This window comes from Paraliobacillus zengyii, assembly GCF_003268595.1.
Lineage (GTDB): Bacteria > Bacillota > Bacilli > Bacillales > Amphibacillaceae > Paraliobacillus_A > Paraliobacillus_A zengyii.
On record NZ_CP029797.1, the window covers coordinates 3,177,905 to 3,189,428 of the forward strand.

The 11,524-nt window shown below is 33.8% G+C and carries 7 protein-coding genes and 2 pseudogenes; 2 read left to right on the top strand and 7 right to left on the bottom strand.

Going from position 1 to position 11,524, the window contains the following annotated elements; all coding sequences use genetic code 11:
* Positions 1-27: 27 nt before the first annotated feature.
* Positions 28-1,713: pseudogene (locus tag DM447_RS15800) on the top strand (IS1182 family transposase).
* Here the strand turns inward: DM447_RS15800 and DM447_RS15805 are convergent.
* Positions 1,710-2,876, bottom strand: coding sequence for a nucleotide sugar dehydrogenase (locus DM447_RS15805; protein WP_112182151.1), 1,167 nt, complete (start codon positions 2,874-2,876; stop codon positions 1,710-1,712). The pseudogene DM447_RS15800 and the gene DM447_RS15805 sit on opposite strands and share 4 nt — an antisense overlap.
* Positions 2,877-3,197: 321 nt before the next feature.
* Between DM447_RS15805 and DM447_RS15810 the strand changes: the two genes are divergently transcribed.
* Positions 3,198-4,211 carry an LCP family protein gene (locus DM447_RS15810; protein ID WP_112182152.1) on the top strand — a complete coding sequence of 338 codons (1,014 nt, stop codon included), beginning with the start codon at positions 3,198-3,200 and terminating at the stop codon, positions 4,209-4,211.
* A 109-nt stretch (positions 4,212-4,320) separates the two neighbouring features.
* Here DM447_RS15810 and DM447_RS15815 read toward each other — a convergent pair whose 3' ends face one another.
* From DM447_RS15815 to DM447_RS15840, 6 genes and pseudogenes are all read right to left on the bottom strand, one after another.
* A complete protein-coding gene (locus DM447_RS15815) occupies positions 4,321-5,169 on the bottom strand; it encodes a putative capsular polysaccharide synthesis family protein (RefSeq protein ID WP_157967911.1) in 849 nt (282 codons plus the stop codon).
* A 24-nt stretch (positions 5,170-5,193) separates the two neighbouring features.
* Complete coding sequence (gene cysQ, locus DM447_RS15820; protein WP_112182154.1) at positions 5,194-6,012, bottom strand: 3'(2'),5'-bisphosphate nucleotidase CysQ; 819 nt, start codon at positions 6,010-6,012, stop codon at positions 5,194-5,196.
* Entirely contained in the window at positions 6,005-6,613 is a 609-nt protein-coding gene (cysC, locus tag DM447_RS15825) for an adenylyl-sulfate kinase (protein WP_112182155.1), read from the bottom strand. Before cysC ends, cysQ begins: the two co-directional genes overlap by 8 nt.
* Positions 6,614-6,623: 10 nt before the next feature.
* Positions 6,624-8,402 carry an SLC13 family permease gene (locus DM447_RS15830; RefSeq protein WP_112182156.1) on the bottom strand — a complete coding sequence of 593 codons (1,779 nt, stop codon included), beginning with the start codon at positions 8,400-8,402 and terminating at the stop codon, positions 6,624-6,626.
* A gap of 27 nt (positions 8,403-8,429) precedes the next feature.
* Entirely contained in the window at positions 8,430-9,578 is a 1,149-nt protein-coding gene (gene sat, locus DM447_RS15835; protein ID WP_112182157.1) for a sulfate adenylyltransferase, read from the bottom strand.
* Positions 9,579-9,696: 118 nt separating this feature from the next.
* Positions 9,697-11,380 (bottom strand): annotated as a pseudogene (locus DM447_RS15840) (IS1182 family transposase).
* Between the last annotated feature and the right edge of the window lie 144 nt (positions 11,381-11,524).

Genomic DNA, 11,524 nt, shown 5'->3' on the forward strand with positions numbered 1-11,524 from the left:
CACACAATAACAATCGGAGGTATCCTTATGTTTAAAGATTATAACATGAATCAAGTAATTTTGCCGTTAGATTTAGAAATAAAATTATAAAAAAATGATATTGCCTATACAATCCATGACTTAGTTGAACAAATACCAGATAAAGCTTTTTCTGTTTTCTTACATGAAACAGGTTGTCCTGCTTATCATCCACGAATGATGATGAAGGTTATTTTATGTGCTTATACGCAATCTGTTTTCTCTGGAAGAAAAATTGAAGCATTACTGAAAGATAGTATACGTATGATGTGGTTAGCGCAAGGTTATGAGCCAAGCTATCGTACAATTAACCGTTTTCGAGTCAATCAAGAAGTACAAGACCTGTTACGCCAATGTTTTGTACAATTTCGATGCCAACTGGTGAAAGAAGAGCTGATTGACCAGGAAGCGATCTTTATTGATGGCACCAAAATAGAAGCAAATGCCAATAAATTTACGTTTGTTTGGCGAAAAGCGATTGAAAAATACAGTGCGAATTTGGTGGAGAAATCAAATCAACTGTACGATGAATTATTGGCAAACGAAATTATTCCAGAAATAGAACGCGAAAGTACGGAAGAACTATCCACTAAAGAACTCGAAAAAGTAGTTGAGAAACTAGAGAAGACCGTTGAAGGATACGACAAACAGATCGAAGAAAGTAAAGATGTCAGCAAACGGAAGCAGCTTCGCTCTGCAAGGAAAACACCAAAAAAATACCGCAAACAGTTTAAAGATTACGTAGCACGCAAACAAAAATAAGAAAAGGATAGGCTTATATTTGAAGCGTGCAATAGTTATTCAAAGACAGACCATGATGCCACCTTTATGCGCATGAAAGACGATTATATGAATAATGGCCAATTAAAAGCAGGTTACAATGTACAAATTGCGACCGAAGGACAATATACACTCGCATATGACGTATTTCCCAATCCAACTGATGTACGCACATTCACTCCTTTTCTAGATAAAATCGAGGAAAGCTTCTTTGAACTTCCCACATATATCGTAGCTGATGCAGGGTATGGAAGTGAACAGAATTATGAAGATGTCCGCATTAATCGGGAGCGCATCCCGCTGATTACATACAATATGTATCGAAAAGAGAAGACAAAGAAATATAAGCAAGACCCTTTTAACACAATGAACTGGGCGTATGATGAAGCGAGTGATTCTTTCCGTTGTCCAAATGATAAAAAAGTGGCTTTCCAGTATCTATCTAATCGAACAGGTAAAGATAACTTCACCCGATCCTTTAAAGTCTATGAATGTGAAGACTGTTCGGATTGTCCGTTGCGTTCCCACTGTACAAAAGCAAAGGAAGGAAAGAATCGAAAAATTTATTATAATGAAAAATGGGAACAACAAAAAGCATACACAAAACAGCAGCTTTCAGAAAAAGAAACCGGTAAAATCTATGGCAAACGAAAAATAGATGTAGAACCAGTCTTCGGATTTTTGAAGGCTAATTTGCGTTTCACTCGTATGTCAGTAAGAGGCAAGAAGAAAGTGGAAAATGAATTAGGATTTGCATTCATGGCGGTGAACTTGAGAAAGTACACGGCTAAGCATGCGCATGGTCCAACAAATCCTGAAAATAATCCAACAAAAAAAGATTCCGACCATCTTCCTAAGATGATCGGAATCTTTTTCGTTATTTTGGCTAGTTATGTCCCAGCCTCTTTTTATTAATCTCTACTATATAAATCGCGTGTATAAACTTTATTAGCTACATCTTTCAATTCTTCTGTTAAACGATTTGCAACAATCACATCACAAAGGCTTTTGAATTCATCAAAGTCTTTCATTACTTTAGAATTGTAAAACTCTTCTTCTTCCATTACTGGTTCGTATACAACAACTTCAATTCCTTTAGCTTTAATTCGCTTCATAACACCTTGTACCGCTGATTGTCTAAAGTTATCTGAGTCTGTCTTCATTGTTAAACGATATATACCAACAACTTTAGGATTCTTTGCAACAATGCTATTAGCAACATGATCTTTCCTTGTTCTATTAGCATCAACTATCGCTGCCATAATATTATTTGGTACATCTTCATAGTTAGCTAAAAGTTGTTTTGTATCCTTCGGTAGACAATATCCACCATAACCAAATGAAGGGTTATTATAGTGTGTACCAATGCGTGGATCAAGTCCCACACCTTCAATAATCTGCTTCGTATCTAAACCTCTCACTTCTCCATATGTATCTAATTCATTAAAGAATGCAACACGCATGGCAAGGTATGTATTCGCAAACAATTTAATTGCTTCTGCTTCCGTTGAGTTAGTTAAAAGCACATCAATATTTTCTTTCAAAGCACCTTGTTCAAGCAAATTAGCAAACGTCTTAGCTTTTTCTGATTGCTCACCAACAACAATGCGTGAAGGATATAAATTATCGTAAAGCGCCTTACCTTCTCGCAAGAATTCAGGAGAAAAGATAATATTTTCTGTTTTAAATTTCGCTCTCGTTTCTAATGTATAACCAACTGGTACAGTTGATTTAATTATCATCGTTGCATTAGGATTGATGGATAAAACTGTAGATATAACTTTTTCCACCGTACTTGTATCAAAGTAATTCTTCTCTGCATCATAATTAGTCGGCGTTGAAATAACAACAAAATCCGCGTTTTTATATGCCTCTGTTGTATCTGTTGTCGCAGTTAGATTTAACTCTTTTGTTTCCAAATATGTCTGAATTTCCTCATCAACAATTGGAGACTTTTTATTGTTAATTAAATCCACTTTCTCTTGAATAATATCTAACGCAACTACTTCATTGTTTTGTGCTAATAGGATCGCATTGGACAAACCAACGTATCCTGTTCCAGCTACTACTATTTTCATTTTATTCTTTCCTTTCTCAATAACTACTTTTATTGTTTATTCCCTATAATCATTTATGCAAGTGAATATTTTCTAGCATATAATTTAACTTTTCTGCATCATAATATATAATAGCATACTCTCAAATATAATTGCAGTATACAGGCTAAGAATTCGACACTTTTTTATGATATTATAAATTATCGAATAAATATTTAGAATTAAAAATATTTATTAAAACGATAAAAATATACAACATTTTTAAATAATCTGATTTACCTTATTGTCATTTCATAGTAGAATGAAAGATAGTTTATAAATTAAAACTTGAGGGGATATATAATGTCAAAAAACGACACAAATATACGTAGTGAAAAACGTAAAAATAATAAAAAATCCAGAAAACGTAAAAGGTTATTGTTTATCCTAGTTCCATTAGCTCTTTTATTAATTGGATCTACTGTTTATGCAGTAAACTTAGTTAATAAAGCAGAAACAACAGCTGCTAACTCATATGAAAGTGATGGAAGAGAAAAATCCGAGTTACGTGAAGAAGCTGTTGATCCGGCTGAAGACCATGTATCTATCCTATTTATTGGTGTTGATGATAGTGAACATCGTGAAGAAAGCAATAGCGGTGCTTCTCGCTCAGACGCATTAATTTTGGCAACCTTAAACAAGGATGATAACAGTGTGAAATTACTAAGTATTCCAAGAGATTCCTATGTATATATTCCTGAAGTTGGATATGAAGACAAAATAACACATGCTCACGCTTTTGGTGGAGCAACTGCAACAATTGAAACAGTAGAATATCTTCTTGACGTACCAGTTGATTATTACGTTCGTTTAAACTTTAACGCCTTTGTAGACGTGGTTGATGAATTAGGTGGTATTACTTTTGATGTACCATATGAGTTCTCTGAATCCAACTCAGATGATGAAAAGGATGCTATCCATCTTCTAGCTGGCGAACAAGAACTTGATGGTGAGGAAGCATTAGCAGTAGCAAGAACAAGAAAGTTAGATAGTGATCTTGAACGTGGAAAGAGACAACAGGAAGTTATAAAAGCCATTGCAGCGAAAGCGACGTCATTAAGCTCTGTGTTTAAATATGATAATGTTATCGAAGCAGTTGGTGATAATATGTCGACTAGCTTAACTTTTGATCAAATGAAAAGTTTCGTTTCTTATGGTACTTCCGGTGATTTAGATATTGAGTCACTAAATTTAACTGGTAACGATCTTTGGACAGATGCTTATTATTTTCAGCTAGATGAAGAAGTTCTTGAGGAAAACAAACAAATATTAAAAGAACATTTGGGAATAGATACTTCAAGTACTACTACTGAATAAGCAACATAAATATAAAAAATACTGCGTTATCAAAAAGACGACTTTCCTTAGGAAAGTCGTCTTTTTGATTTTAACTGGATAGTTTGTCTATGATTCTATGATATATTTTTTATTTGCCAATACTAGATTTATATGATTTATTCCATCTCTTTTGAAGTTTCTTTATCTCATCTTCTTTATAAAAATGTTTAACCAGCTTGGAATTATACATTTCTTCTTTATATGTCTCTGGAATATGGATTGTACTTTTGAATTTTTTGTAAAGATCTGTATACTCTTTGTCTGAAGATGTGTTTGCGTTTTTCAATTCGAAATTTTTAAAATCCATAAATTCTTTAAAAGCATCTTTGACAGTATCTTGAATATCTTCTAACTTTAGTAATAATATTTCTACTTTATCATATTGATATATTTTATATCCTTTATCTTTCGGGAAATCTTCTTCAAGTAAATCAATATGAAAGATAGATTTTATTTCATTGTCAAACCAATTTAACGGAACTTGGTGAAATCCTTTTTTATGATATTCCTCATAAAAGAATGCGTTGTGCAAATCACTTATAGGTTTTTCGTCTTTAATATAACTTTCATATGTGTCTGGTACTAATCTGTCTATCACTTGAAAGAAATGAGATATATTTCGTGAAATTGGATCTCTAACTAACGTGATAACTTTTAATTTTTGGTCTTTATTTGATTCATCAAGAGACTTGTGCATCATTTCTGCTAACGAAATTCCTTCTTCATAATATACTGAAGCTCTCATTTTATTTTTTAAATGGTGTACATGCCAAATTGGAATATTGCTCTCCAAATATTTCCCTAAAGATTTTTTAATAGTTGATGAACCAACCTTGCCCATTTGAAAAACCATAAGCGGTAACACTTGATTTTCCTTTATATCTTCAATAATTGTATCCACACTTGTTAAATGATCATATACTTTCCTTTTTGTCATTACATTCATCCTTTTCAGCTTAAACTAATTTGATTTATCTATCTTCGCTAAAAACCAGCCATTTTTAAGAACTTCACGATTGTAATAAAATCTTTCTTTATCTTCTTGTCTCGTTACACTTCCACCTGCTGCCTCTACTATAGCTTGTCCTGCTCCAGTATCCCATTCCATAGTTGGTGCATAGCGTGGATAGTAATCTGCTTTACCTTCGGCTACTAAGCAAAATTTTAAGGAGCTTCCCGCTGAAACTACCTCTACTTTAGAAGCCTTTTCTTTTAATTCATTGATAAATGCCTGTGTATCATCAGACATATGAGATCTACTAGCCACCACTCTTATGCTCGTATTATCAGTATCAGCTTCTGGAAGTGAGATGCTGTTTTCAATTAACTCTGTTTCATTTGAGATAGTTAACTTAGATGCTTTCTCTATTTTAAAAGCTCCCAAACCTTCTTTACCATAATAGAAGATGTCTAATACTGGCGCATAGATCACTCCTAATACAGGATAATTCCCTTCTATTAGAGCAATATTAACGGTAAACTCATCATTCTTTTTCACAAATTCTTTTGTACCATCTAATGGATCTACTAGCCAGAACTGTTTCCAATCTTTTCGTTCTTGATAAGATATATCTCTTCCCTCTTCACTCAAAATCGGAATCTTGGGAAAGCTTTTTTGTAATCCGTCCATAATTACATGATGAGAACGTTCATCTGCAATGGTTAGTGGTGAGTCATCTACTTTTTTAACTACTTCAAAATCCTGTTGATATACTTCTAAAATTTCTCTCCCTGCTGACAAGGAAATTTCCAACAATCGCAATAGATCATCATTATTCATAAGATAGATATCCTTTCCTATTAAGATAATCAATTATTTTTTTTACTGATTCATCTACTGACTGTTTATCTGTCTCGATAATCACTTCAGGATTAAGTGGCTCTTCATAAGGATCATCTATTCCTGTAAATCCTTTAATTTCACCTGCTCGAGCTTTCTTATAAAGTCCTTTTGGATCTCGTTCTTCACAGGATTCTAAACTGCATTTCACATATATTTCCACGAATTCTTCGCTTGCTAGTAAACTTCTAACATGATCACGATCTTCTCGATAAGGTGATATGAAGGCACTTAAAGTAAGTAACCCAGCATCTACCATTAACTTTGATACTTCACCGATTCGACGAATATTCTCTTTACGATCTTGAGCACTAAATCCTAAATTATTATTTAACCCGTGTCGGATGTTATCTCCATCTAGTCGATAGGTATGAACACCATGCTCAAATAATTTTTTTTCTAAATCGACAGATACAGTTGATTTGCCAGAACCAGATAAACCAGTAAACCAAAGTACTGCACTTTTTTGTTTTTTTAAAGATTGTCTGTCCTCTTTCGTTACTATTGAATCATGCCAGACAATATTGGTTGCTTCTACCATTATTTTCCTCCTAAAACCAAACATTATTTATAATAAATACACTAATAAACATGACAATAATACTTAAGGGTGTTCCTACTTTGACATAGTCCAAGTACTTATATCCCCCTGGTCCATAAACAATAAGATTTGTTTGGTAACCAATTGGGGTAATAAAGCTTGCAGATGCTGCAATAGCGATAAGTACTGCAAAACCCATTGGGTCTACTTGCAAATTTTCAGCCATTTCTAATCCAATTGGGAGCATCAAGACTGCAGCAGCACTGTTAGTTATTAATTCAGTAAAGAGATTGGTTAACATATAAATGAACAGTAAAGTTATTATGAACCCAAAAGGCTGCCCTAATCTTAGAATTCCTTCTGCTATCAACTGTGCTAGACCTGTTTTGGTGATAGCAGTTCCTATTGAAAATGAACTAGCTATCAATAATAGTACTGGAAATTGAATGTATTTTTGTGCCTCTACAGCTGATATTACTTTCGTTATCATTAGTATAAGCACTACAATAGCCATTGCTTTAAACATTGTTAATAGGCCAAAACCAACACTGATTATTAATAAGATAAATAAACCAAGTGAAAACCATCCCTTTACTGTATTCTCTTTAAGCGATTCAGGTGTTTTTAATGATGAGACAACATAAAAATCATCAGATTGTTGATATTTCTCTACAAAATCAGAACCAGCTAACAATAATAACGTATCACCAGGTTTTAAGACTATATCTCCCACTTTACTTTTTATACGTTCTGTATTCCTGTGTACTGCGATTACACCAGCATCATAACGTAAGCGAAATTGAGATTTTTTAATTGACTTATATACTAGAGATGACTGATGAGATACAACTGCTTCTACTAGCTGATTCGTCCCATTTCGTAAATCATCTAATTCTACACTTGTTCCTGTTTCTAAAGTTAAACCGTTTATTTTTTGAAGATCAGCTATAGTTGCAATTAAACCAGTAAATATAAGCCGATCATCAGCTTTAATAATTGTTGAGGAGCGAACGGGTGATAGTCGGTCTTTCCCCCTAATTATTTCAATTAAATATAAACCCTTCAGGTCTCTTAATCCTGCAATTTGAACACTTTTATTTACATATCGAAAAGTTGATTGAACTTTCATTTCAGCAATATATTCCCTTGAATCTTCTTTCACTTGCTGGCTAAATCCCTTTTGTTCTGGTAAAAGCTTAAATCCGAAAGTAAACAAATAGATTAAACCAGCTATTGTAATAGGAATACCCACTATAGATAACTGAAATAAAGAAAAACCCTCAAATCCATAATCCAAAAGCAAACCATGTACAACTAAATTGGTCGAAGTTCCCATTAATGTAATCGTTCCACCTAGAATAGTTACATAAGACAAGGGTATTAAAACTTTTGATGGTGCAATATTTCTCTCTTCACACCACTTTTTTAGAATTGGGGTAAAAGTTACCACAATTGGTGTGTTATTTAAAAAGGAAGAAAAGAAAGCAATTGGAATAAAAAAACGTAATAGCGCTCCCTTAACACTATTTGAATTAATTAACCATTTACCCATTATTTGATTAATTATTCCACTTTTTTGAACTGCACCAGCCACAATAAATAACAACGCTATCGTTAACATTCCCTGGTTTGAAAATCCTTTTAATGCTTCTTCAGTATTTAATATTCCTGTTACTAGAAAGGTAATTAAGACTGAAAAAACAATCATATCAGGACGAGCAATTTCAAATAGCAATGCTACTAGCATTGCAAAAACCATAATAAGTACAAATATCATTTCTATTGTCATAGGATATCGTCCCTTATATAAGTTTTATTAAATTCCTTGAATTAGAATATCTGCGACTTCAGGACGAGAAAATTCTTTTGGAGGTCGCTCACCATTACGTAACATTTCACGTACTTTAGTTCCACTTAAATGAACATGGTTTTCTTTATCGTGTGGACATGTTTTCGACGTTGCCATATTTTCGCAAACTTCGCAATAAAATGCATGTTCAAATTTAAAAATTGTCATATCTAATTCATCTTCATACTTCGCAATTAATTCCTGAGCATCATATGTGCCATAATAGTCGCCGACACCAGCATGATCACGACCTACTATAAAGTGAGTGCATCCGTAATTCTTGCGTACAATAGCATGCAAAATTGCTTCCCTTGGTCCAGCGTATCTCATCGCAGCAGGATAAATTACTAAGCGCACACGATCTTTTACATAATAGTGCTTTAAAATTGCTTGATAACTTTTCATACGTACGTCGGCAGGTATATCATCTGATTTTGTTTCTCCCACCAATGGATTCAACAATAAACCATCTACAGATTCTAAGGCTGTTTTTTGAATATATTCATGCGCACGGTGAACTGGATTACGGGTTTGAAATCCAACAATTGTTTTCCAACCTAAATCTTTAAACATCTGTCGTGTTTCTACTGGATCCATATGATAGTCTTTAAACTCGTTATGATTCGGACGATTTATTAATGTGATTGGACCTGCTAGATTCACATCTCCACGCTCATATAGTTTTTTTACACCAGCATGAGCTAAATCGGTAGTTCCGTATACTTTTTGTGCTTCTAAATGTTTATTACTTTCATATTTTTCTTCTAATTGTATTGTTCCATAGATAACATCATCTTCACCTTTAAGGGCAATTTCTTCTCCTACCTCAAGACTTTCTGCCTCTTCTAAGGTAACTGCCAACGTTATTGGCACACTCCAAACTGTTCCATCTACAAGTCTCAATTCATTTATTACACTTTCATAATCTGCTTTTCCTATGAAACCGCTTAGTGGACTAAAGCCTCCTATTGCTATAAGTTCTAAATCTGAAATTGTCCAAGATGATATTGTTATTGCCTTGAGCTTATTCGCCTTAACTAATATTGTATCTCTTTCACTTTTAGTAACCTCACGATTAACTAACGTTAACGTATCTCCATGTGGCTTAATTGTCATATAATATACCTCCAAATTTTTTCTCAAAAGAACATTAGTTTTAATTCTAACAAACTTAGACTAATTTCGCATTTAAACACTACATTTTAAATTATTATCTATTAACCTTAAATTAATATTAAAAAAGAGGCTGGGACATAACTAGCCAAAAATAACGAAAAAGGTTCCAATCATCATAGAAAGATGGTCGGAACCTTTTTTTGTTAGATTATATTCAGGCGTTGTTGTACCATTCGCATGTTTAGCGGTGTACTTTCTCAAGTTCACCGCCATGAACGCGAATCCTAATTCATTTTCTACTTTCTTTTTGCCTCTTACCGACATGCGAGTAAAACGCAAATTAGCCTTCAAAAATCCGAAGACTGGTTCCACATCTATTTTTCGTTTACCATAGATTTTACCGGTTTCTTTTTCTGAAAGTTGTTGTTTTGTGTATGCTTTTTGTTGTTCCCATTTTTCGTTGTAATATATCTTTCGATTATTTCCTTCCTTTGCTTTTGTACATTGTGAGCGTAATGGACAATCCGAACAATCTTCACATTCATAGACTCTAAACTCTCGAGTGAAGTTGTCTTTACCTGTCCGGTTGGACAGATACTGGAACATTACTTTTTTGTCATTTGGACAGAGGAAGGAATCAGTCGCTTCATCATACTCCCAGTTCTTTGTGTTAAAAGGATCTTGCTTATATTTCTTTGTCTTCTCTTTTCGATACATATTGTATGTAATTAGTGGAATGCGCTCCCGATTAATTAGGACATCATCGTAATTTTGTTCACTTCCATAACCTGCATCAGCGACGATATATTTGGGAAGCTCAAAGAAGCTTTCCTCGATTTTATCTAGAAAAGGAATGAATGTGCGTACATCGGTTGGATTAGGAAATACATCATAAGCGAGTGCATATTGTCCTTCTGTCGCAATTTGGACATTATAACCAGCTTTCAATTGGCCATTCTTCCTATAATCGTCTTTCATTCGCATAAATGTGGCATCATGATCTGTCTTTGAATAACTGTTACGCTCTTCAAATATGGCCATATCATTTTCGTATTTTTGTTTGCGTGTTGCATAATCCTTAAACCGTTTGCGATATTGTTTTGGTGTTTTGCGTTCAGAACGAAGTTGCTTACGTTCGCTTACATCTTCACTTTCTTCGATCTTTTTGTCGTATGCTTCAACCGTCTTCTCTAGTTTCTCCAAAACTTTTTCGAGTTCCTGGGTGGTTAGTTCTTCCATACTTTCACGTTCGATTTTTGGGATAATTTCGTTTGCTAGCAATTCATCATACATTTGATTTGATTTTTCCACCAAATTGGCACTGTATTTTTCAATCGCTTTTCGCCAAACAAACGTAAATTTGTTGGCATTTGCTTCAATCTTGGTACCATCAATAAAGATCGCTTCTTCATCAATCAGTTCTTCTTTCACCAGCTGGCATCGAAATTGCACAAAACATTGGCGTAACAGGTCTTGTACTTCTTGATTGACTCGAAAACGGTTAATTGTACGATAGCTTGGCTCATAACCTTGCGCTAACCACATCATACGTATACTATCTTTCAGTAATGCTTCAATTTTTCTTCCAGAGAAAACAGATTGCGTATAAGCACATAAAATAACCTTCATCATCATTCGTGGATGATAAGCAGGACAACCTGTTTCATGTAAGAAAACAGAAAAAGCTTTATCTGGATTTGTTCAACTAAGTCATGGATTGTATAGGCAATATCATTTTTTTGCAATTTCATTTCTAAATCTAACGGCAAAATTACTTGATTCATGTTATAATCTTTAAACATAAGGATACCTCCGATAGTTATTGTTTCGTCACTTTAATTTTATCAGAAGGTATCCTTTTTTACTTACTTAAATTGTTTCAATTTTATAAAAAAGTTGCACCCTCCAACCATAAATTTGGAAAGGTGCAACTTTTTATTGTTTAT